This window comes from Haloarchaeobius marinus, from assembly GCF_051207415.1.
GTDB lineage: Archaea > Halobacteriota > Halobacteria > Halobacteriales > Natrialbaceae > Haloarchaeobius.
Genome location: NZ_JBPKGD010000003.1, coordinates 266,194 through 287,550, shown reverse-complemented (window position 1 = coordinate 287,550; position 21,357 = coordinate 266,194). Strand labels below are relative to the sequence as shown.

Genomic DNA, 21,357 nt, shown 5'->3' with positions numbered 1-21,357 from the left:
CGTCGCGGACGCGTCGACCGCTATCTGCCGTCGCTGATTCTCACCATCACCGCGATTCCGAGTCCGAGGAGTGTGCCGTAGACGACGTGGCCAACGAGAGGTACCACGGCGAGATTCGGGAGCGGGAGTTCGGTCCCGACCCCGAGCTGGTTGAGCCACAGGGGCCAGAGGAAGACGACGTTGACGGACCAGAGCAGGACGCTGTAGAGGACGGCGAGTCCGAGGCTGCCGTGGTACGTCGAGACGCGGTCGCGGAACGGCGGCCGGTCGACGACGACGCCGAACAGGGTGCCGAAGACGACGCTGTGGACGAGGTGGCCGACCCAGCCGACGCCGAGGCTCGGGTCGCCGAGGGTGTACATCGCGCCGATGGCGGTCATGCGCTGGAGGCTGAACTGGACGAGGATGCCGAACGCGGCCCCCGCCAGGAGGCCGGCGAGAGCGCTCCAGAATACGAGATCGGTCCTGTGCCTGCCGTCGTCGACGACGCCATCGGTGGTTACCATACCGGTCGGTCGAGTGCCACCCGAAAAAGAGTATCCCCTGTCGTGCGCGGTGACTGCAAACCGGTCAGCGTTCGAACGTGACGAACGGGTACAGAGCACCCAGGACGAACCCGTAGGCGAGGTGGCCGACGAGGCTCGTGCCGTTCACGTTCGGGAGTGCCGGTGCGTTCGGGAAGCCGACCGCGCCGAGCCACACCGGCATGACGAGGACCGCCAGTATCGCCCAGAGGACGACGCCGTAGGCCAGGCCCGCGCCGGTGCTCCGGACGAGCGAGGTCAGTTCGAACTGCTCGGCGACGGCTGCGAAGCCGACGCCGAGGATGGCCGAGTGAACCATGTGCATCACCCACCCGGCCGCGCCGCCGGAGAGCCCGTACATGGCCGGGATGGCGCCCTCGATGACCCCCGGCATCTGCATCGTGAGCATGACGCCCATCACGGCGCCGCCGGCGAGTCCGGCGACGACGCCACCCTGCCACGGTTCGATTCGAGTGTCTGTGCCTACCTGTGCGCCAGTGGCGGTTTCGGATGCCATATGGTACCATACATCGCCGGTGGGAATAGCCGTATCCCGGTCGGGTTCGGCGGACACACTGCCGACCTACCTTTATGCCGGGGAAAGAGCGAAGAGACTGACGACAACAGATGAAGACGATGCAAGACCCGATACGCGTCCGCGCCGGCGAACTCGGCGCCGACGAGATACTCGCCGCGCTTCGGGACGGTCGGCGCGTGCACATCACCACCGAACTCCTCGGTTCCGAACACGAGGTGACGCTCCGCCACGACGGCGAGATATTCTACTGCGACACGCCGACGACCCTGCACAAGCACGAGACGGAGGCCGAGATGCGAACGTGCATCGAGAACCAGGGGTACGTCCCACAGGAGTAGTATTTAGGTCGCTGCCTCCCTTCGTTCGGACATGGCAGACGCGACGCCGGAGGACCTCGGTGACCTGCTCGACCAGCCGGAGCCGGGCTTCCGTCAGGTGATGAGCTGCGTCTTCGGTATCCACGAACACGAGACGCGGACGTATCTCACGCTACTGGAACAGCCGGGGAGCACCGTCGAGGAACTGGCGAACCAGCTCGAACGCGACCGGAGCAACGTGAACCGCTCGCTGTCGACGCTGCTCGAACGCGGCCTGGTCGAGCGCGAGCGCCGCCTCCTCGACTCCGGCGGCTACGTCTACCAGTACACCGCTATCGACCTCCCCGAGGCGAAGGAGCTGCTCCACGGCGCCCTGGAGCAGTGGACCGACCACGTCCACGGGGTCATCGACGACTTCGACGAGTCGACCGACTGACCAGCAAAATCCCGCACGAACCAGCCCGCTTTTCACCGTCCTCCCCGTTCGGTCCGTCGATGGAACTCACGCTGACGACCGGGCGGGAACTCCCGCCACCGGACGCCGCCGAGGACGGGGTCTGGCTCCAGTGCATCGATTGCGACGAGACGTACGCGCCGTTCGACGAGATCCGCTACACGTGCGACTGCGGTTCCCTGCTCGAGGTGCGGTACGACGACCTGCCCGACTGGGACGACTTCGAGGGCCGTGGCGTCTGGCGCTACAGCGCCGCCCTGCCCTTCGACGAGGGCGTGTCGCTGCCGGAGGGCGATACGCCACTCCACCGCGTCCCCCGACTCGAATCGGCGGTCGGCGTCGAGAGCCTCCGCGTCAAGCACGAGGGGATGAACCCGACCGGGTCGTTCAAGGACCGCGGCATGACCGTCGGCGTCCGCGTCGCGGGCGAACTCGGCGTCGACCGACTCGCCTGCGCGTCGACCGGGAACACCTCCGCCGCGCTCGCGGCCTACGGGGCCCGGGCGGGCGTCGAGACGCTCGTCCTCCTCCCCGCCGGCAAGGTCGCCGCCGGCAAGGTCGCACAGGCCAGCCTCCACGGCGCTCGCATCCTGGAGGTCGACGGCAACTTCGACACCTGCCTCGACATCGTCCAGGACCTCGCCGACCGCGGCGAGGCGTACCTGCTCAACTCGCTGAACCCCTTCCGACTCGAGGGACAGAAGACCATCGGGCTCGAGATCCTCGAGGCCCACCGGGAGGACTACGGCGAGTACCCCGACCGTATCGTCCTGCCGGTCGGCAACGCCGGGAACACCGCGGCGCTGTACAAGTGCTTCCGCGAACTCGTCGCGGCGGGCGCGCTCGACGTCGACGACGTGCCGAAGCTGACCGGCGTGCAGGCCGAGGGCGCGGCCCCGATGGTCGAGGCCATCGAGGAGGGCAACGACGAGACGCGTCGATGGGACCACGTCGAGACCATCGCGACCGCCATCCGCATCGGGAACCCGGTGAACGCGCCCAAGGCCCTGCCGGGCATCCGCGAGACCGGCGGTACCGCCGTCGCCGTCAGCGACGAGGAGATAACCGACGCCCAGCGCGCCCTCGCCGGCGAGGGCGTCGGCGTCGAACCCGCCTCGGCGGCCAGCGTCGCCGGCCTGCGAAAGCTCCGCGAGCGAGGCGACGTCGCCGCCGACGAGCGCGTCGTCTGTCTGACGACGGGGCACCTGCTGAAGGACCCCGACGCCGCCGCCGCGGCCGGGGCGAAACCGCAACCCGTCCCGGGCGACACGGACGGCGTACTGGCGCACCTGCAGGACTGACGCGACGGGCGGGAACCCACAGCCAGCTCCCGGTCGGTCGACCACTTCCACGCACCCGTCCGACGGCCGTCGTTCGCGGGTCTGCCGCCGATTTTTGTACGACGCAGCCGTAGTTCTCGGTCGTGTCCCGAAACGCTCAGCCCCACTCAACGACCGCCCCGACGGCCGAGGACCCGGACGAGCCGGTCGCTCCAGAGTCCGTTCAGGTCGACCCGGCGGCACTGCGTGCCACGGTCGCGGTGCTCGAACGTGACCTCGCGGCTCGGGAGGCACAGGTCAGCGCCCTCCACGAACAGTACGAGACGGTCCTCGCCGAACGCGAACTGGCCGCCGACCGCCAGCGGGTCCGCGAGGCCCGGACCGACGGGGGAGTCGTCGGACGGGTCAGACGGGCACTCGAAAAGTAACGCCACAGACAGTCGAGAAATCGGATTCCGCGGTCCGATCGACGGGGACGCCCCGTCGCCGCCCTCCCGCCTCGGTCCTCCATCACCGTATCGCTATCGTCGTTCCTGCCGCCATCGTCGTTCCCGTCGCACCAGCCGCGTGCGCAGTCCTACTCGCCGTTCAGCACTATCTGGCTGACCTCGATGATGCGCCCGTCCGCCAGCAGTTCCTCGATGGCTGCCTCGGGTACCTCGCCGTCGACGTTGTAGACGGTGAGCGCCTCGCCACCGATGGTCTCGCGGGCGTTGAACATCCCCGCGATGTTGACGCCGTAGTCGCCCATGACGCTCCCGATGAGGCCGATGACGCCCGGTTCGTCGGCGTTGCGCGCGACGACCATCCGGCCGTGGGGGATGGCGTCGACGCGGTAGCCGTCGACGCGGACGATGCGAGGGTCGTCGCCGGCGAAGAGGGTCCCGCAGACGGACACCTCCGTGTCGCCGTCGGAGACGTTGACCGTGATGAGGCTCTGGAAGTCCTCGGCAGACCGGGTCTTGGACTCGGTGACATCGACGCCGCGTTCCTCGGCGATGCGGGGCGCGTTGACCGCGTTGACCTGCCACTCCAGCGGTTCGAAGACCCCCTTGAGCGCACTGGCGGTGACGAAGTCGATGTCCTCCTCTGCGATGTCGCCCTGGTAGACCACCTCGACGCTGGCGATGCGGTCGTCGAGCAACTGGGCGGCGACCTTCCCGGCGGTCTCTGCCAGCCCGATGTACGGTTCGACGCGGGGGAACGCCGTCTCGTCGATAGAGGGCGCGTTCAGCGCGTTCATGACCGGTTCGCCCGCGAACGCGGCGACGACCTGCTCGGCCGTCGAGGTGGCGACGTTCTCCTGTGCCGCCGCCGTGCTCGCGCCGAGGTGCGGCGTCACGACGATGTCGTCGACGTCGAGCAGCGGGTTGTCCTCGGACACCGGTTCCTCGGCGAACACGTCGATGGCCGCCCCGGCGAGGACGCCGTCCTCGACGGCCTCGGCGAGTGCCGGTTCGTCGACGACGCCGCCGCGGGCGCAGTTGACGACGTACCCGCCCTCCAGCTGGGCGAGTTCGGCCTCCCCGATCATGCCCTCGGTCTCGTCGGTCAGCGGGACGTGGACCGTGAGGAAGTCTGCACGGTCGAGACAGCCGCCGAGGTCGACGAGTTCCGCACCGAGCTGGTCGGCGCGCTCCTCGGAGATGTAGGGGTCGAACGCGACGACGTCCATGCCGAGCGAGTTGCACTTCTTCGCCACCTCCTGGCCGACGCGACCGAGGCCGACGACGCCCAGGGTCTTCCCGTTGACCTCGGTGCCGAGGTAGTCGCCCTTCGCCCACTCGCCGGCCTTCAGGCGGATGTGGGCCTGCGGGATGGACCGCGCCGTGGCGAACGCCATCGCGACGGTGTGCTCGGCCGCCGCACGGACGTTCCCCTCCGGCGCGTTGGCGACGATGACCCCGTGGTCGGTCGCCGCGTCGATGTCGATGTTGTCGACGCCGATGCCTGCCCGCCCGACGATGACGAGGTCGGGTGCCGCGTCGAGTACCTCCCCGGTGACCTCGGTCCCCGACCGTACGACGAGTGCGTTCGCGTCGCTGACTGCGTCGAGCAGCGCGTCGCCCTCCACGTCGTACGCCGTCACTACCTCGTGGCCCGCATCACGGAGCACGTCGAGGCCCGCGTCCGCGATAGGGTCCGTAACGAGTACCTTCATGCCGAACGAAATCATCTGAGAGCGGTTAACGTTTCCTCTAGCGGCCTGCGTTGCTATCCGTGGGTCGTGATTCCGTAGCACGGTTCTCGGCACGTCCCGTCGTCGCCGAACACCCCGGGGGTCCAGGCTGGCGGCGTCGGCGTGAGGGCTGGCGGCGTCGACGTCCGGTCGGGTGGTCGTCCGACCGAAACTGGACGGACCCACTGGTGGCAACCTTCGCGTATCCCGCGAACCTTATACCGTCGCCCACTGAAGGTCCGTCCATGACGGAGGAGTTCCTCCTGTTGAACCCTGGCCCGGTTCCGGTGACGGAGCAGGTCAGGCAGGCGATGGACGAACCGATGGTCTCACACCGCAGTGCGGAGTTCGAGGCCGTCTACGAGCGCGCCCAGGACGGCGTCGACTACGTCTTCACGCAGTCGACGCCATCCGAGTCGTCCACGTCGTCCGGAGGAACGTCCATCGTCCTCAACGGCACGGCGACGATGGGGATGGAGGCGGCGGTCGCCAACCTCGTGGACGAGGACAGCGAGGTCGTCTCGCTGGTCAACGGGAAGTTCGGCCGGCGGTTCGCCCGCATCGCGGACCGGTACTGCGACGCGACCCGCGTGTCGGTCGACTGGGGCGACCCGTTCGACCTGGCGGCCGTCGAGGCGGCCATCACCGACGAGACCGACCTCGTGACGATGGTCCACAACGAGACGTCGACGGGGCTGTTGAACCCGGTCGAGCAGGTCGGCGAACTGGCGGCTGCCCACGACGCACGCTTCGTCGTCGACGGCGTCACCAGCATCGGCGGTGACGAGTTCCGCGTCGACGACTGGAACGTCGACGTGGCCATCACCGACTCCCAGAAGGCGCTGGCCGCCCCACCGGGCGTCTCGGCGATGTACATCACCGAGGCCGTCGAGGACGACCTCGACGGCGAGTCGGCACCGTTCTACGAGGACCTGGAGTGGCACCTGCGCAAGGCCGAGAGCCACCAGACGCCCTTCACCAGTGCGGTGCCGCTGTTCCGGGCGCTCGCGGTCGCCGTCGAGCAGATTCGGGAGGAGGGGATGCCCGACCGCATCGCCCGGCACCGGGCGCAGTCGGCGGCGTTCCGTCGCGGTTTCGTCGAGATGGGCCTGTCGCCGTTCCCGGACGTCGACGCGGAGGGGACGTCGTACTCGAACACCCTGACGGCCATCGAACTGCCGGAGTCGGTCACGGCGGACCCCGACGCCTTCTTCGACGCCGTCGCGGACCGGAACGTCTCCATCTCGGGCGGGCAGGCCCACCTCGGCGGCCGCATCTTCCGCGTCTCGAACATGGGCAACCTGTCCGACGAGCAGGTTCTCCGGGGCGTCCGGACAGTCGGCGAAGCCATGGCGGAGGTTGGCGTCGACGTGGCAATCGAGGACGGCGTCGGCGCGGCGAAGGCGGAACTGCAGAACTGAGCGGTCGCGGACGACCCTTCTCTCGTGAGCCGAGTCGAACTCGTCGCCGTACCGACGGGAATCCCGGTTCCGTTTGCCGGTTCGGTCCGATACTACTAATCCGTCCGACGCCGAAGCCCCGACCATGTCCTACGACGGTCCGACACAGCTGTACATCGATGGCGAGTGGACAGACGCCGTCTCGGGCGAGACGCTCGAGACGTACGACCCGGCTACCGAGGAACTGTACGCCGAAGTCGCCGCCGCCGGCCCCGAAGACGTCGACCGCGCGGTCGAGGCGGCCGACGCGGCCACAGCCCACGACAGCGACTGGCGGCGCATGGGGCCGGGCGAGCGCGGCCAGCACCTCCACGCGATGGCCGACGCTATCGAAGAGATGGAGGACGAGATAGTCCTCGTGGAGTCCCACGACAACGGCAAGACGCCGTTCGAGGCGTCCATCGACGTCGGCATGGTCGTCGACACGTTCCGGTACTACGCCGGCTGGACCGACAAGATACTGGGCGAGACGGTGCCCGTCGACGGTCCGCGCCTGAACTACACCCGCCGGGAACCGCTGGGCGTCACCGCACACATCAGCCCGTGGAACTACCCGTTCCAGCTCGCCGGGCGCTCGCTCGCGCCCGCGCTGGCCGCCGGGAACACGGCCATCCTGAAGCCGTCGAGCCAGACGCCGCTTTCGGCGCTGTACTACGCGAAGGCGGCCGAGAAGGCGGGCCTGCCCGACGGCGTCTTCAACGTCCTCCCCGGCCGCGGGAGCACCGCGGGGGACGCGCTCGCCGGACACGAGGGCGTCGAACACGTCGCCTTCACCGGGTCGACCGCCATCGGCAAGCACGTCATGGAGACCGCGGCCGAACACGTCACCGGCGTCACGCTCGAACTCGGCGGGAAGGGTCCGCAACTCGTCTTCCCCGACGCCGACCTCGACCCCGCGGCGAAGGGCGTCCGGAACGGCATCTTCATGAACTGCGGGCAGATGTGCTGGGCCGGGTCCCGCCTGGTCGTCCACGAGGACGTCCACGACGACCTGGTCGAGAGGGTCTGTGACATCGCCGAGTCCATGCCACTCGGCTCCGGCATCGACGACGACGGGCAGATGGGCCCGCAGGTGTCCGCCAGCCAGCAGGACGAGGTGCTGTCGTACATCGAGCAGGCCCAGAACGAGGGTGCGACCGTCGCCACCGGCGGTGGCGTCCCCGACGACAGGGAGACGGGTCACTTCGTCGAACCGACGGTCCTGACGGACGTCACGAACGACATGACCGTCGCCCGGGAGGAGATATTCGGGCCGGTCCTGTCGGTCATCGAGGTGAGCGACGAGGAGGAGGCGCTCGACGTCGCCAACGACTCGCCCTACGGCCTGATGGCTGGTGTCTGGACGAACGACATCAAGCGTGGCCACCGGCTTGCCGAACGTCTCGAGTACGGCATGGTCTCCATCAACGAGTACCCCGTGACGTTCCCGCAGACGCCGTTCGGCGGCTACAAGGAGTCCGGCTACGGCCGCGAGCAGGGCGCCGAGGCCATCGACGAGTACACGCAGGTCAAGAACGTCAACGTCAACCTGTACTGACCGCCCGGTCGAACCCGTCTTTCGCGCCGTCCAACCGTGGTGCTACCACGACACCCACCACCTTCCTATCGCCGATTCCGAGTCGCTGGGAATCGGGGTAGACCTCTTTTCACCTGCCATCCCTCAGGTCGGCCGTGGGACGCGGCGTCACGTGTCTATCTTCGTCTACCGTGTCCGATCCGTCGTGCCCCACGCTCCCGGGGACCGGGTCACACCGGTCCGCGCCCACCATCCATCCCACCTGTTTACCCCTCCACTTTCTCGACGCTCGATACTGGTCGAGGGCGTCCCGTACCGAGTGAGCCATCGCAGTGACGGAGTCCCGGGCCCGGCCAGCGCGTCGCTCGACCCCCCGCGATATTTGCCGTAACTGACGGTTATACTTGCACGCGGAGATATGCTTCTCGTACATGAACGAGGACGAGGACGCCCGCTTCGACACCCGTGCCGTCCACGCGGGACAGGAGCCAGACCCGGCGACAGGGGCCAGAGCGCCCCCTCTCTACCAGACCACGTCGTACGTGTTCCCGGACGCGGACGACGCCGCCGCACGCTACGCCCTCGACCGCGACGACCACGTCTACTCTCGCATCTCGAACCCGACGGTCGAGACGCTCGAACGCCGCCTCGCCGCGTTGCACGACGCGGCCGGTGCGACCGCCACCGCCAGCGGGATGGCTGCACTCGACGCGCTGACGTTCGTCCTCGCGGAGGCCGGCGACACCGTCGTCTGCTCGACGGACACCTACGGGGGGACGACCTCGTACTTCTCGAAGGCCACCTCGCGCCGTGGCATCGACGTGACGTTCGTCGAGACGCTCGACTACGAGGCCTACGAGGAGGCCGTCGACGAGGACACCGCGTTCGTCCACGTCGAGACGGTCGGCAACCCGTCGCTGGTGACGCCCGACTTCGAACGCGTCGCCGATATCGCCCACGACTCCGGCGTACCCCTCGTGGTGGACAACACGTTCGCGACGCCCGCGCTGTGCAGTCCCACGACACACGGCGCCGACGTGGTCTGGGAGTCGACGACGAAGTGGCTCCACGGGTCGGGCACGACCGTCGGCGGCGTCGTGATCGACGGCGGTACCTTCGACTGGGCGGCCAACGACTACCCGGAACTCGCCGGTGAGAACCCCGCCTACCGCGACGTCGACTTCTCGCGCGACTTCGACGCACCGCTGGCGAAGGCGGTGCAGTACCGGTCGCTACGTACGCTCGGTCACCAGCAGTCGCCGTTCGACGCCTGGCAGACCCTGCAGGGCCTGGAGACGCTCGGCCTCCGGATGGAGCGCCACTGCGAGAACGCCGCCGTCGTGGCCGACTTCCTCGCCGACCACGAGGACGTGGCCTGGGTCACCTACCCCGGACTCGACTCCCACCCGACCCACGAGAACGCCAGCCGATACCTCTCCGACTACGGCGGTATGGTCGCGTTCGGGCTGAAAGACGGGTTCGAGGCCGGCAAGCGGTTCTGCGAGGCGGTCGAGGTCACCTCGTTCCTGGCGAACGTCGGCGACGCGAAGTCGCTGGTCATCCACCCGGCGAGTACGACACACGCCCAGCTCTCGGCGGCGGAACAGCGCGCCGCCGGCGTCACCCCGGACCTGCTCCGGTTCTCCGTCGGCATCGAGGACCCGACCGACCTGCTCGCGGACGTCGACGCCGCCATCGAGACGGCGACGGGGGACGCCGCCGCCGGGTCGGAGGTGGCGTGATGGCGACGCAGGACGTCGCCAGTCTCGGCGAGTTCACCTTCGATTGCGGCGAGTCGATACCGGACCTCGAAATCGCCTACGAGACCTACGGCGAGTTCGAACCCGGCGGCGACTCGGCGACCGACCGGACCGCCGGGAACGCGGTGCTGGTCTGTCACGCGCTCACAGGCAGCCAGCACGTCGGCCGCCGACGGGCCACCGCGGACGGTGGCGACGGGTCCGACGACACCGCCGGTCAGGCCCGCGCCTGGTGGGGCGACGTGGTCGGCCCCGGCAAGGCCATCGACACGACCGAGTACTACGTCGTCTGTGCGAACGTCCCCGGGTCGTGCTACGGGTCGTCGGGACCGGCCAGCGAGGGGCCCGACGGCGAACCGTGGGGCACCGACTTCCCGCCCGTCACGGTCGGCGACTGGACGCGCGCCCAGCGCCGCCTGCTCGACCACCTCGGCGTCGGCCGACTGCACGCCGTCGTCGGCGGGAGCGTCGGCGGGATGAACGCCCTCGACTGGGCGGTCCGGTACCCGGACGACGTCGAACGCGTCGGCGTAGTCGCCGCAGCACCGCGCCTCGACGCGCAGTGCCTCGCGCTCGACACCGTCGCCCGGCGGGCAATCACGACCGACCCGCACTGGAACGGCGGTGACTACTACGGCGACGACCGCCCGGACCCCGACGACGGCCTCGCACAGGCCCGCCGCATCGGCCACGTGATGTACCTCTCGAAGGCGTCCATGGGCGGACAGTTCGGCCGGCGCGCCGCCGGCCGGGGCCACGGCCGCGAGTCGCCGGACCCGGCGGCCGCGTTCTTCCCGTACCGCGACGTGGAGTCCTACCTCGACTACAACGCCGAGCGGTTCGTCGAGCGCTTCGACGCCAACGCTTACCTCTACCTCGTCCGTGCGATGGACGACTACGACGCCGCCGCCGGCTACGAATCCGACGTGGACGCACTCGGCGCGTTCGACGGCGAGTTGCTCTGTCTCTCGTTCACCGGCGACTGGCACTTCACGACGGAACAGTCGGAGGCACTCGCCGGGGCCGCCCGCGACGCCGACGTGGAGGTCGCCCACCACGTCGTCGAATCGGACCACGGTCACGACGCCTTCCTCGTCGAACCCGAACGCGTGGGGCCGCCGCTCTCTGACTTCCTCGACGTCGGCGTGGCCGGCAAGGCGGTCACCGACACCGTCGACGAGTCGGTCGACGAGTTCGCGCCGGTCCACACCAGCCTGTTCGGGGACTGAGCGAACGTCGTTCGACGGCCGGAGCCAGCGGGCTACCGGCCCGCCTCCGGCCGGGGTCGTGCCCGGGGTCCGCTGAACCCGTCCGAGTACGTAGAGCGCGAGACCGACCGCGGCGTACGCGGCCACGACACCGAACCCGTCGACGACGGACGACGCGAGGCGCCGTCACGCATAGCGTCAAATCCGGCCGCTTCCACCGCGTTACTACCCCCACCGGCCATACGCAGACCCATGACCGACGACGAAGACGAGAGACAGTTCGCGACGCACTCGCTGCACGCGGGACAGGAACCGGACCCGGCGACGGGCGCACGCGCACCGCCGCTGTACCAGACGACCTCCTACGTGTTCGAGGACGCCGACGACGCGGCTGCGCAGTTCGCCCTGGAGAAACCGGGCCACATCTACTCGCGGCTGATGAACCCGACCGTCTCCAGCCTGCAGGAGCGCATCGCCGCGCTCGAAGGCGGGGTCGGCGCGGTGGCCACCGCCTCCGGGATGGGTGCGCTCAACCTCGCCACCTTCCTGCTCGCCGACGCCGGCGACAACGTCGTCACGGCCTCGTCGCTGTACGGCGGGACGTACACCTACTTCACCCACACCGCGCCGAGAAACGGCGTCGAGGCACGCTTCGTCGACACGCTGGACTACGACGCCTACGCCGATGCCATCGACGACGACACCGCCTACGTCCACTTCGAGACCATCGGGAACCCGGCGCTCGTGACGCCGGACATCGAGCGCCTTGCCGATATCGCGCACGACCACGGCGTCCCGCTGTTCGTGGACAACACGTTCGCGACGCCGTACCTCTGCCGCCCGCTGGAGCACGGGGCGGACCTCGTCTGGGAGTCGACGACCAAGTGGCTCCACGGGTCGGGCACGACCGTCGGCGGGGTCCTCGTCGACGGTGGTTCGTTCCCGTGGGACGAGTACGCCGACGACTACCCGGAGATCGCCGAGGACAACCCGGCGTACCACGGCGTCAACTTCGCCGAGCGGTTCGGCGAGGCGGCGTTCACCTACGCCGCCATCGCCCGCGGGCTGCGCGACCTCGGCAACCAGCAGTCGCCGTTCGACGCCTGGCAGACCCTCCAGGGCATCGAGTCGCTGCCGATGCGGATGGAGCGCCACTGTGAGAACGCACAGGTCGTCGCCGAACACCTCGCCGACCACCCCGAGGTGTCCTGGGTCACCTACCCCGGCCTGGACGACCACGAGACCCACGAGAACGCATCGCGGTTCCTCGACGGCGGCTACGGCGGGATGATAACGTTCGGACTCGCACAGGGTTACGAGGCCGCCCGGGGCACCGTCGAGTCGACGGAACTGGCGAGCCTGCTCGCGAACGTCGGCGACGCGAAGACGCTCGTCATCCACCCGGCCAGTACGACTCACCAGCAACTCACCGAGGAAGAACAGCTCGCGGCGGGCGTCACGCCCGACATGGTCCGACTGTCCGTCGGGACCGAGGCTCCCGGGGACATCGTCGCCGACCTCGACCAGGCCATCGACGCGGCGACGAACTGAGTCGCCGCCGGAGTCAGAGTAGCCCGCGCTCGGCGAACAGGTCGCGGAGCTCGTGCATCGTCGAGACCGTCACGTCGCAGGACGGCTCGACGGCCGGTTTCGGCTCGAAACCGACCGCCAGCCCGGCGACTTCGAGCATCGGCAGGTCGTTCGCGCCGTCCCCGACCGCGACCGTGTCGGCCATGTCGACGTCGAGCTCTGCCGCGTGTGCCCTGAGCGCCTCGTCCTTCGTCCCCTCGACGAGCGGCCCCTCGACCTCGCCGGTGAGCTTGCCGTCCACGACCGGGAGGCGGTTCGAGACGATGGCGTCGACCGTGACGCCCTCGCGCTCCAGCGCCGCCTCGACGCCGCGCTGGAACCCGCCGGTGAAGATGGCCGTCGTGACGCCCGCGTCGTTTAGCGCGTGGATGAGGTCGGCCGCCCCCGGTCGCAGGCGCACCTCGTCGAACGCCGCCAGCGCCTCCTCGTTGGCCAGTCCCTCCAGCAGCGCCGCGCGCTGGCGCAGGCTCTCGGCGTAGCCGATCTCGTCGTTCATCGCCCGCTGGGTTATCGATTCCATCTGGTCGGCGACGCCGGAGCGCCGGCCGAGCAACACCGTCATCTCCGAGTCGGAGAGCGTACCGTCGAAGTCGAACGCGACGAGTGTCATCGCCTCGGCGTAGACTCCCGGGAACTAAACCAGTTCAGGTTCGTGCGAAATCGATGGTCGGTGCCAGCCGGGGTCCGGGAGGACGGTCGAGGTCGTCGGTGGGGCAGGTAGAGTGGTCCTGCCGGTTCTCATCTGGACAGGCGCTGGACGGGGGCAACCAGACCGCTCCCAGACCGCTCCCAGACCGCTCCCAGACCGCTCCGTGTTGGGCACGCGCTGGACAGGAGCAACAAGAACGCCCCCGGCCGGTCGACCTGCCGGGACCGCCGCTGCGCTCCTCGACTCGTTCACGTCGTTCACTCGTCTGCGGTGCTTGCGGGGTCCGGGCAGGGTCGACCGGCCGGCCCCGTTCACTCCCACCACGACCACACCACGCCCTCCCCAACCGGCTGCGCGTCTCGGCTCACTGCGTTCGCCTGCGATGCTCGTCCCTCGCACGGTGCTGGCTCGCGGCCTTCGGCACGCTCGCCAGCGCGCGCCACGGTGGACGGCCTCCTGCGGACGGCCGCCCACGTGACCACACGGGTCGAACGAGGGTCCGGGTGATGAGAGACCGGACAAGGATTGGCCGGGCGGGGAGTGTTCGGACGAGGAGTGACCGGGCGAGGGACCGGACGAGAACTGATACGCCTCCGGTCCCTACCTTCGGCTATCGAGAGCCGATGAACCGCCCGCGCATCGAACCCGACCCGAGCGTCGTCGACGCCGCCATCCTCGTCGCGGTCCTCCTGGAGGGAGCCACGGGGTTACTGAGCCTGACCGCCCGACTCGACGACGGCTGGGTGTTCGTCCTCCACGGCGTGGTCGGCATCGCGCTGGTGGTCCTCCTCGGGTTCAAGTTCCGCCGTGTGTGGCGGCGGGTCGCCGGCCGGCCGTCGGGGACGGTGGCGGTCAGCGTCCTGCTCGCCGCCCTGGCGGTGGCGGCGCTGGTGACCGGCGTCGCCTGGACGCTGGGGACGACCTCGCCGGTGTCCGGGGTCACGCTGCTCGTCTTGCACGGCTACGTCGGTGCGCTGGTCCTGCCGGTGTTGCTGGTCCACCTGCTCGCCCGGTTCCGACTGCCCGACCGCGAGACGGTGACGGAGCGACGGCAGGCGCTCCGGGTCGCCGGGGTGCTCGTCGGCGGTGCGGCGGTCTGGCGGGTCAACCAGTCCGTCGCCGCACGGGTGGTGCCGACCCGTCGATTCACGGGGTCGCGCGAGGAGGGCAGCGACGAGGGGAACGCGTTCCCGGTCACCTCGTGGGTCGCCGACGACCCCGACCCGGTCGACGTCGAGACGTGGCGACTGCGCGTCGACGGGGCGGTCGAGGAGTCGCTGTCGCTCGTCGAGTCCGACCTGCTGGCCGGGGACGGGATGGACGCACCGACGGCCGACGCCGACCGGCGCGCGGTGCTCGACTGCACGAGTGGCTGGTACTCCGAGCACGACTGGCGCGGCGTGCGCGTCGGTGACCTGCTCGACGCGGCGAGGGCCGACCCGGCGGCGCGCTACGTCAGGTTCCGGTCGGTCACGGGCTACCGGTGGAGTCTGCCGATGGCCGAGGCACGGGACGCGCTACTGGCGACCCACGTCGACGGCGAGCGCCTGCGTCACGGCCACGGCTTCCCGATGCGCCTGGTCGCGCCCGGACGCCGTGGGTTCCAGTGGGTGAAGTGGGTCGAGGCGGTCGAGGTGCGGTACCGGGCCGACCCGGCGCAGTGGGTGGCGACTCTGGTGTCGGGGTTCGACTGACCGGCGGTCGGTCGGTCGGTCCCGCCTGCTGGGAAATCGCGACAGGTACAAGCCGACCCGACCGTAGGTGCCTGTATGGCAGAGACGGCCGCCGCGAACGCCGGGACCGCGCTGGACGGCCACGACGTCGTCCGGTTGTTCGACCAGGAGCGTCTCCACGACAGACTCGAGGCGGAGGCACTCCCCGACTGGGCGGTCGAACACTACGAGGAGTTCCGCGAGGCGATGCTGGGCGACCGCGACGGGGCGCCGTTCCCGTGTTACTTCGGCGTCGACTCCGAGAAGAAGGGCTGGGCGTTGTACACGTTCGTCCCCCGCTTCGACGACGAGTCGCTGGCCCGGTACGCAGAGGTCGTACAGGCCTACCTCGCGACGCAGGAGCACCACGCCCCGCGGACCTCGCTGGTGTCGTTCTTCCGGAACGTCGACGGGGAGCAGTCCGAGGTGGCCTGGCACGACCGGTACTGGCAGGTGTTGCAGTTCATGCACGACCACGACCCCGAACCGTGGCCCGACGAGTTCCCGTCGGACCCGGACCACCACCAGTTCGAGTTCTGCTTCGCCGGCGAACCCCTGTTCCCGACGGCACGGATTCCGGGCATGGACCGGCGACGCAGTCGGCACAACCCGTACGGACTGGAGATAACGGTCCAGCCACGGAGCGTCTTCGACGGCGTCGCCGGCGACACCGAGGCCGGTCAGCGCGCCCGCGAGGTTATCCACGACCGACTGGAGGACTACGACGAGGTCTGCCCGCACGCCCACCTCGGCGACTGGGAGGACGACGAGAGCCACGAGTGGAAGCAGTACGTCCTCCCGAACGACGAGCGCCACCTGGCGGAGTGCCCGCTGGAGGTTGACGCGTGAGGCCGACCGGGGCCGCCGGTGGCGGGGAGGGCGACCGATGACCGACCCCGACGTGCTGTTCGTCGTCGACGCCCAGCGAGCGTTCGAGGACCCCGGGCGCGGCGACCGGAACAACCCGGCGGCTGAGACCCGCATCGCCGACCTGCTGGCGGCGTGGCGCGAGCGGGACCGGCCCGTCGCTCACGCGAGACACGACTCGACGGAACCGGACTCGACCCTCCGACCGGACGCGCCGGGGAACGCCTTCATCGAGGGGCTGGAACCGGCCGAGGGCGAACCGGTGTTCGCCAAGACGGTCAACGGGGCGTTCGTCGGCACCGACCTCGAACCGTGGCTCGGGGAGACGCCCCACGACCGGTTCGTCGTCTGCGGGTTCACGACCGACCACTGCGTCTCGACGACGACGCGCATGGCCGAGAACCGCGGCTTCGACCCGGTCGTCGTCTCGGACGCGACGGCGACCTACGCCCGGGACGTCCCCGGTGGCGGGACCATCCCGGCCGAGGAGAACCACCGGGCGGCGCTGGCCCACCTGTCCGGCGAGTTCGCGGACGTGGTCGAGACGGAGACGCTGCTCGGTTGAGCGTTCGGCGGACCGACGACCGCGGTGAGACCACCCACCGAGTCGACGACTGACCCGTCGATGGACGACTCGTCGACCACGACGCGTGGACCCCCTGGTCGCCGACGGCGGAATCGAGCGTCGCCCGTCACACGGTACCCGTCGCGTTTCGCACGCTTTTTCCCCCTCGGCGGGGTATCCAGTACAACGAATGATCTCGAAGGGCTGTGAACAGTGCGCCGAGGGTGGCAAGATGGTCATGTTCGTCTACGGCTACTGCGACCAGCGCGACTGCTTCTACTGCCCGCTCGGCGAGAACCGGAAGAACGTCACCGACGTCTACGCCAACGAGCGCCTCGTCGAGTCCGACGAGGACGTCATCGTCGAGGCGAAGCGGATGGACGCCCTCGGCACGTCCATCACCGGCGGCGAACCGCAGGAGGCCCTCGACCGGACCTGTCACTACCTCTCGCTCCTGAAGGACGAGTTCGGCGAGGACCACCACACGCACCTCTACACCGGTATCACGGGCGGTCGCGAGAACATGCGCCGTCTCTCTGAGGCCGGCCTCGACGAGATTCGCTTCCACCCGCCGCTGGAACTCTGGGGCGACCTGCACGGCACGGAGTGGGAGGAGATACTCTACATCGCCCGCGAGGAGGGCCTGACCCCGGCGTTCGAGATTCCGGGCATCCGGCCCGAACCCGAGTTCCTCGAGTTCCTCGACGAGGGGGCCGCCGAGTTCTGCAACGTCAACGAGTTCGAGATGTCCGACGGGAACTACCGCCGGATGCAGGAGGAGGGCTTCGAACTCAAGGACGGCCACATGAGCGCCGTCGACGGCTCTCGCGAGGCCATCCTCGACGTGATGGGCGACCACGACCGCGTCTACTTCTGTACGAGCGTCTTCAAGGACGCCGCCCAGCACCGTCGCCGCCTGAAGCGCATGGCCCGGAACGTCCGCCGGGAGTTCGACGACGTGAGCGACGACGGGACGCTGGTCTACGGCAAGACCTACACCGACCCCGCCGTGTTCGAGGAACTGGGCGTCCCCGGGGAGTTCTACACGGTCAAGACCAACCACGTCGAGGTGGCGTGGTGGCTGCTCGAGGAGATGATAGCCGAGGGCGACGTGGAGGACGGCGAGATCGTCGAGCAGTACCCGACGTACGACGGACAGGTGGTGGAACGGACGCCGCTGGCGTGAGCGAAGCGAACGTTTTTGGTCCAGCTTTTTCGGTTCGAGTGGTTCGCGTGGCGAACCCGAGGAGAAAAAGGTGGTCGTGACAGGTGGTGGAACGGACGCCGCTGGCGTGAGGTTCGACTCGCCGGGTTCGCTTCTCCGACGGCGTCGGTGCCGACTCACCGCCCGGACGGTACCGACAGGAACCGCACGCCGACGGCGCCGCCGAAGCCGACGACGAGCATCGACGCCAGCGTCACCGTGACCGGACGACCGAGCGCGACGCTCCCCCCGCCGACGAGTGCGGCGACGGTGGCCGTCCCGCCGAAGACCAGCCACGCGGGCAGGTGCGGTGCGTCGGCCCGGTCGTGGACGGCGACGCTCGCGAAGAACGTGAGCAGGGCGACCACGCCGGCGAGGTACGGCTGTGCGACCCAGACCCCGGCGACGACGCTCCCGACGCTGAGGACGCTCCCGACGGCGAGCGTCGCCCTGGCCGGCGGGAGCAGGTCGCCGTAGACCACGGCGTACGCGGCGGGCGGGAGGGCGACGACGAGTGCGACGACCAGTCCGAACAGGGGTGCGCCGCCGAGGAATCCGGCGACGACGGGGACGGTCGCGGCGATGGCTCCCGTCGCGGCCACCGGTCCGGGTGGGAACGTCCCGGCGGGGTCGTCGTCGAAGTGGACGCCCCACGCGGCGAACGGGTAGCAGAGCGCCGCCGCGACGGCGACGACGGGCAGGAGTCGCGACGGGTCGGTCAGGATGCGGTCGAACTCGACGAGGAGGACGAACGCGAGCCACGACGACGCGAACAGCACGCCGACGACGATGCCTGCTTCGGGGACCCGCCGTGCCATGGGGCACACTCGGGAGGGGAGGCGGGAAACGGTTGCGTTCCCGACGTCGCACTCGACGGTCGACGACCACCAGCCGTCAGTCGACGACGAGGAGTACCCCGAGTCCGGCGACCGACAGTACGACGACGACGGCGTGGGGAGCGTACGGCCGTGCCTGCCACGCCCCGCCCGCGTCGAGTCGGCTGGGCGAAGCCGCGGGGGCCGGGGACGTCTCTCCCTCGACCGTCGGTCCGGCTGCGTCGACGGCCAGGGCCGCCGCGTCCGGTGCCGAGAACAGCCCCGCTGGTCGCTCGCCGACGGCCGGTGCCTCGTCGCCGTCGACGTACCGGTCCAGCCAGTCGGTCATGTCCCGTTCGGCGACGGTCCCGACGATGTGGGCGAAGTCGTCGTAGTCGACCGGCCCCTCGTGCTCGTTCAGGCGACGCCACACGTCGACGAAACTGCGCTCGCCGTCGGTCGCCGCTCGTATCTCGGCGTCGAGCGCGGCGACGACGCGACGCCCCTTCTCGTACTGCGCGCCGGGCGACTGCCACGTCGACCGGTCGGTGAGTACCGCGTCCGCGTGCCGGTCGGTCGTGACGTGGTCGCGGAACTCGTCGCGGGTGATGCGCCCGGCGCGTACCTCGACGACTGCGGCGTGATACTCGGCCATCCCTTCGAGCAACCAGCGCATCGACCGACCCTCGTCGTCGGTCGCGAGGCGGAACGACTGCCTGACGTGGACGACCTCGTGGGCGAACACCGCGGTCGACCCGTGCGCCCAGAACTCTCGGTCGGACCCCCGCCGGACCGTCGCGAGTCCGCCGGTCCGTACCTCGTCCGGCGGGACGACGACGGTGGTCGAGGCACCACGGTCGCCGACGGGGAAGGACTCGTCGGCCGCGGTCAGGAGCGCCATGACCGTCTCGGCCGAGCGCCCGTCCCCGGCCGCGGCCGACCGGACGACCCGGTAGGTGTGGCCGTCGTGGGTCGACTCGGTCACGTCGACGTCGCCGAAGACGGCCACCTCGTCGCCGGCGTAGCCCTCGACGCCGTCGCCGAGCGCGAGCGTCCGCGAACTCGGCGGTCTCGGCGGATAGTACCACCAGTCGACGCTCGCCAGACCGACCGCCGGTTCGTAGAGGAACGACCACTCGTCGGTGGCGATGGATTCGACGCCGCCGTTGGCGAACCGTGTGGCGCTCGTCTCGTAGGTGACGGACGTGCGGACGGACCCGTCCCACTCGTAGTCGTACTCGCCGTCCTCGTCGGGCACGAAGCCGTCGACGTCGACGACCGTCGCCGACTCCGGGACGCGGATCGCGACCCGCGAGACGGCCGCGGAGAGTCGGAACTCCGCACGGACCCGTACGCGGCCCTCGTCCGGGTCGGCCGGCGAGAGCACGTACCGGACGTGCATCCCGTCGGCGAACGCGGTGCCCACGAACCCCGGCCGTTGCTGTCCGGGCGATGCGGCGTCCTGGCGTGGCGTCGTCGCGCCCGCGTCGGTCGCAGCGACCGAGGCCCCCAGCAGCGACGACGCGACGAGCAGCAGGACGAGCACCGCCGCCCCCGTCTGAGACGGTCGGCTGCCTGTCATTCAGGTCGTCCCCATCCGTTGGTTACGAGATGGTGGACAGTTACCTGCTTAATCGTTCGGGTCGCCGCCGCCTACCTACCAGCTGGGGATAGATAGTGGAACGACAGTTCGTCGGACCGTGGGAACCGTCGGCGAGGACGCCGTGGGAATCGGTGACGCGGCCGTTCTGCCGAGGCGCAAGCGTTTAGACGCCTGCCTCGCTACACGATTCTATGCCGGACTGTCCACTCGCCGACGATTGCCCCAGTTTTCAGGAACGAATCTCAGGGATGGGATGTACGCACTACGGCGACCGTGGCGGCATGGAGTGGTGCCAGCACTACGACCAGCCGATCTCCGACCTGAAGACCCAGCCGGTCAAGCGTGGCGAGGAGATCGTCGTCGACGTGACCGACATCCACGAGTCCGGTGCGGGCGTCGGTCGCACCGAGGACGGCTTCATCGTCATGGTCGACGGCGTCCTGCCGGACGCTCGCGCGAAAGTCGAGATAACGAAGGTCCACAACAACCACGCCCGGGCCGACGAGGTCGAACGCCTCCCGATGGACCCCGACGAGGACGAGGACGAGGAGGAGAGCGAAGATGCGGCGGCGACGGACGAGGCGGACGAGCGCGACCGTCCGACCAAGCGCGAACGCCTCGGCAGTCGCGAGAACTTCTGGGGCAAGTGACCGGCCCCCGAGCCCACGTCGTGGTACCTGGACAGTCCACCGACCGGGCGACCGTTTGCTGTCGATTTCTTCGTCATTGGGGGATGTACTTCCGTTCGAACGTAGCGTAGCGCCTCTGTAACGACCTCGAAAGCTCTGGCTCGGTCGTTTGGAGACGAGGTTATCGAGACTACACCCACCCAGAAAGCCCCTGCTCGCTCGACTCCCGGGACTCGCTGCGCTCCTCGCTTCGCTGCGGTGCTTGCGTCGTCCGGGTTCGTCGAGCGAGCAGCCCCTTTCAGTCCCGTCGTCGGACCGCCGGTCCGACGAGCCCGGGCTGCCCGACAACACCGCACCACGCCCTCCCCAACCGACTGCGCGTCTCGGCTCACTGCGTTCGCCTGCGATGCTCGTCCCTCGCACGGTGCTGGCTCGCGGCCTCCGGCACGCTCGCCAGCGCGCGCCAGTGATGTAACGCCGGTGTAGG

General features: G+C 69.5%; 20 protein-coding genes. 14 read left to right on the top strand and 6 right to left on the bottom strand.

The window, feature by feature from the left end; genetic code table 11:
* Positions 1-20 precede the first annotated feature (20 nt).
* Both ACSC1W_RS13400 and ACSC1W_RS13395 read right to left on the bottom strand, forming a co-directional pair.
* Entirely contained in the window at positions 21-506 is a 486-nt protein-coding gene (locus tag ACSC1W_RS13400; RefSeq protein WP_435348034.1) for a hypothetical protein, read from the bottom strand.
* A gap of 64 nt (positions 507-570) precedes the next feature.
* On the bottom strand, positions 571-1,041 hold the full coding sequence (locus tag ACSC1W_RS13395) for a histidine kinase (RefSeq protein ID WP_435348033.1): 471 nt from the start codon (positions 1,039-1,041) through the stop codon (positions 571-573).
* A gap of 119 nt (positions 1,042-1,160) precedes the next feature.
* Here ACSC1W_RS13395 and ACSC1W_RS13390 point away from each other — a divergent pair, with 119 nt between their 5' ends.
* The 4 genes from ACSC1W_RS13390 to ACSC1W_RS13375 all read left to right on the top strand — a co-directional run bounded on the left by ACSC1W_RS13390 (position 1,161) and on the right by ACSC1W_RS13375 (position 3,541).
* Complete coding sequence (locus tag ACSC1W_RS13390; RefSeq protein ID WP_435348032.1) at positions 1,161-1,400, top strand: DUF8001 family protein; 240 nt, start codon at positions 1,161-1,163, stop codon at positions 1,398-1,400.
* Positions 1,401-1,431: 31 nt separating this feature from the next.
* The gene (gene sta1 / locus ACSC1W_RS13385; protein ID WP_435348031.1) at positions 1,432-1,815 is read left to right on the top strand and encodes a Sta1 family transcriptional regulator; all 384 of its coding nucleotides are present in this window, start codon (positions 1,432-1,434) and stop codon (positions 1,813-1,815) included.
* Positions 1,816-1,874: 59 nt separating this feature from the next.
* The gene (gene thrC, locus ACSC1W_RS13380) at positions 1,875-3,134 is read left to right on the top strand and encodes a threonine synthase (protein ID WP_435348030.1); all 1,260 of its coding nucleotides are present in this window, start codon (positions 1,875-1,877) and stop codon (positions 3,132-3,134) included.
* A gap of 122 nt (positions 3,135-3,256) precedes the next feature.
* Positions 3,257-3,541, top strand: coding sequence for a hypothetical protein (locus ACSC1W_RS13375; RefSeq protein WP_435348029.1), 285 nt, complete (start codon positions 3,257-3,259; stop codon positions 3,539-3,541).
* 149 nt (positions 3,542-3,690) lie between these two features.
* On the opposite strand, the gene serA is transcribed toward ACSC1W_RS13375, so the two are convergent.
* Positions 3,691-5,274, bottom strand: a complete 1,584-nt coding sequence (serA, locus tag ACSC1W_RS13370; RefSeq protein ID WP_435348028.1) for a phosphoglycerate dehydrogenase — start codon at positions 5,272-5,274, stop codon at positions 3,691-3,693.
* Positions 5,275-5,537: 263 nt separating this feature from the next.
* Here serA and ACSC1W_RS13365 point away from each other — a divergent pair, with 263 nt between their 5' ends.
* The 5 genes from ACSC1W_RS13365 (at position 5,538) to ACSC1W_RS13345 (ending at position 12,787) form a co-directional block, all read left to right on the top strand.
* Positions 5,538-6,713, top strand: coding sequence for a pyridoxal-phosphate-dependent aminotransferase family protein (locus tag ACSC1W_RS13365; RefSeq protein ID WP_435348027.1), 1,176 nt, complete (start codon positions 5,538-5,540; stop codon positions 6,711-6,713).
* A gap of 124 nt (positions 6,714-6,837) precedes the next feature.
* Positions 6,838-8,289, top strand: coding sequence for an aldehyde dehydrogenase family protein (locus tag ACSC1W_RS13360; protein WP_435348026.1), 1,452 nt, complete (start codon positions 6,838-6,840; stop codon positions 8,287-8,289).
* A 410-nt stretch (positions 8,290-8,699) separates the two neighbouring features.
* Positions 8,700-10,010, top strand: a complete 1,311-nt coding sequence (locus tag ACSC1W_RS13355; RefSeq protein ID WP_435348025.1) for an O-acetylhomoserine aminocarboxypropyltransferase/cysteine synthase family protein — start codon at positions 8,700-8,702, stop codon at positions 10,008-10,010.
* Positions 10,010-11,257: a homoserine O-acetyltransferase MetX gene (gene metX / locus ACSC1W_RS13350; protein WP_435348024.1), complete on the top strand. Its 1,248-nt coding sequence runs from the start codon at positions 10,010-10,012 to the stop codon at positions 11,255-11,257. The genes ACSC1W_RS13355 and metX overlap by 1 nt, the downstream gene beginning before the upstream one ends.
* A gap of 231 nt (positions 11,258-11,488) precedes the next feature.
* Complete coding sequence (locus ACSC1W_RS13345) at positions 11,489-12,787, top strand: O-acetylhomoserine aminocarboxypropyltransferase/cysteine synthase family protein (RefSeq protein ID WP_435348023.1); 1,299 nt, start codon at positions 11,489-11,491, stop codon at positions 12,785-12,787.
* Between the two features lie 13 nt (positions 12,788-12,800).
* Here ACSC1W_RS13345 and serB read toward each other — a convergent pair whose 3' ends face one another.
* A complete protein-coding gene (gene serB, locus ACSC1W_RS13340; protein ID WP_435348022.1) occupies positions 12,801-13,436 on the bottom strand; it encodes a phosphoserine phosphatase SerB in 636 nt (211 codons plus the stop codon).
* Between the two features lie 662 nt (positions 13,437-14,098).
* On the opposite strand from serB, the gene ACSC1W_RS13335 reads away from it, so the two are divergent.
* The 4 genes from ACSC1W_RS13335 to ACSC1W_RS13320 all read left to right on the top strand — a co-directional run bounded on the left by ACSC1W_RS13335 (position 14,099) and on the right by ACSC1W_RS13320 (position 17,805).
* The gene (locus ACSC1W_RS13335; RefSeq protein WP_435348021.1) at positions 14,099-15,169 is read left to right on the top strand and encodes a molybdopterin-dependent oxidoreductase; all 1,071 of its coding nucleotides are present in this window, start codon (positions 14,099-14,101) and stop codon (positions 15,167-15,169) included.
* A gap of 75 nt (positions 15,170-15,244) precedes the next feature.
* Positions 15,245-16,036: a YqcI/YcgG family protein gene (locus ACSC1W_RS13330; protein WP_435348020.1), complete on the top strand. Its 792-nt coding sequence runs from the start codon at positions 15,245-15,247 to the stop codon at positions 16,034-16,036.
* 37 nt (positions 16,037-16,073) lie between these two features.
* Positions 16,074-16,619: a cysteine hydrolase family protein gene (locus tag ACSC1W_RS13325; protein ID WP_435348019.1), complete on the top strand. Its 546-nt coding sequence runs from the start codon at positions 16,074-16,076 to the stop codon at positions 16,617-16,619.
* Between the two features lie 190 nt (positions 16,620-16,809).
* Entirely contained in the window at positions 16,810-17,805 is a 996-nt protein-coding gene (locus ACSC1W_RS13320; RefSeq protein ID WP_435348018.1) for a radical SAM protein, read from the top strand.
* A 155-nt stretch (positions 17,806-17,960) separates the two neighbouring features.
* Here ACSC1W_RS13320 and ACSC1W_RS13315 read toward each other — a convergent pair whose 3' ends face one another.
* The gene (locus ACSC1W_RS13315) at positions 17,961-18,641 is read right to left on the bottom strand and encodes a hypothetical protein (protein ID WP_435348017.1); all 681 of its coding nucleotides are present in this window, start codon (positions 18,639-18,641) and stop codon (positions 17,961-17,963) included.
* Positions 18,642-18,717: 76 nt separating this feature from the next.
* A complete protein-coding gene (locus tag ACSC1W_RS13310) occupies positions 18,718-20,220 on the bottom strand; it encodes a M61 metallopeptidase family protein (protein ID WP_435348016.1) in 1,503 nt (500 codons plus the stop codon).
* 212 nt (positions 20,221-20,432) lie between these two features.
* On the opposite strand from ACSC1W_RS13310, the gene ACSC1W_RS13305 reads away from it, so the two are divergent.
* Positions 20,433-20,891 carry a TRAM domain-containing protein gene (locus ACSC1W_RS13305; protein WP_435348015.1) on the top strand — a complete coding sequence of 153 codons (459 nt, stop codon included), beginning with the start codon at positions 20,433-20,435 and terminating at the stop codon, positions 20,889-20,891.
* The last annotated feature ends 466 nt before the right edge of the window (positions 20,892-21,357 follow it).

What these genes read in the sequence shown, in the direction of transcription:
- ACSC1W_RS13400 (WP_435348034.1), bottom strand. Translation starts at nt 506, where the DNA reads ATGGTAACCACCGATGGCGTCGTCGACGACGGCAGGCACAGGACCGAT.
- ACSC1W_RS13395 (WP_435348033.1), bottom strand. Translation starts at nt 1,041, where the DNA reads ATGGCATCCGAAACCGCCACTGGCGCACAGGTAGGCACAGACACTCGA.
- ACSC1W_RS13390 (WP_435348032.1), top strand. Translation starts at nt 1,161, where the DNA reads ATGCAAGACCCGATACGCGTCCGCGCCGGCGAACTCGGCGCCGACGAG.
- sta1 (WP_435348031.1), top strand. Translation starts at nt 1,432, where the DNA reads ATGGCAGACGCGACGCCGGAGGACCTCGGTGACCTGCTCGACCAGCCG.
- thrC (WP_435348030.1), top strand. Translation starts at nt 1,875, where the DNA reads ATGGAACTCACGCTGACGACCGGGCGGGAACTCCCGCCACCGGACGCC.
- serA (WP_435348028.1), bottom strand. Translation starts at nt 5,274, where the DNA reads ATGAAGGTACTCGTTACGGACCCTATCGCGGACGCGGGCCTCGACGTG.
- ACSC1W_RS13365 (WP_435348027.1), top strand. Translation starts at nt 5,538, where the DNA reads ATGACGGAGGAGTTCCTCCTGTTGAACCCTGGCCCGGTTCCGGTGACG.
- ACSC1W_RS13360 (WP_435348026.1), top strand. Translation starts at nt 6,838, where the DNA reads ATGTCCTACGACGGTCCGACACAGCTGTACATCGATGGCGAGTGGACA.
- ACSC1W_RS13355 (WP_435348025.1), top strand. Translation starts at nt 8,700, where the DNA reads ATGAACGAGGACGAGGACGCCCGCTTCGACACCCGTGCCGTCCACGCG.
- metX (WP_435348024.1), top strand. Translation starts at nt 10,010, where the DNA reads ATGGCGACGCAGGACGTCGCCAGTCTCGGCGAGTTCACCTTCGATTGC.
- ACSC1W_RS13345 (WP_435348023.1), top strand. Translation starts at nt 11,489, where the DNA reads ATGACCGACGACGAAGACGAGAGACAGTTCGCGACGCACTCGCTGCAC.
- serB (WP_435348022.1), bottom strand. Translation starts at nt 13,436, where the DNA reads ATGACACTCGTCGCGTTCGACTTCGACGGTACGCTCTCCGACTCGGAG.
- ACSC1W_RS13335 (WP_435348021.1), top strand. Translation starts at nt 14,099, where the DNA reads ATGAACCGCCCGCGCATCGAACCCGACCCGAGCGTCGTCGACGCCGCC.
- ACSC1W_RS13330 (WP_435348020.1), top strand. Translation starts at nt 15,245, where the DNA reads ATGGCAGAGACGGCCGCCGCGAACGCCGGGACCGCGCTGGACGGCCAC.
- ACSC1W_RS13325 (WP_435348019.1), top strand. Translation starts at nt 16,074, where the DNA reads ATGACCGACCCCGACGTGCTGTTCGTCGTCGACGCCCAGCGAGCGTTC.
- ACSC1W_RS13320 (WP_435348018.1), top strand. Translation starts at nt 16,810, where the DNA reads ATGATCTCGAAGGGCTGTGAACAGTGCGCCGAGGGTGGCAAGATGGTC.
- ACSC1W_RS13315 (WP_435348017.1), bottom strand. Translation starts at nt 18,641, where the DNA reads ATGGCACGGCGGGTCCCCGAAGCAGGCATCGTCGTCGGCGTGCTGTTC.
- ACSC1W_RS13310 (WP_435348016.1), bottom strand. Translation starts at nt 20,220, where the DNA reads ATGACAGGCAGCCGACCGTCTCAGACGGGGGCGGCGGTGCTCGTCCTG.
- ACSC1W_RS13305 (WP_435348015.1), top strand. Translation starts at nt 20,433, where the DNA reads ATGCCGGACTGTCCACTCGCCGACGATTGCCCCAGTTTTCAGGAACGA.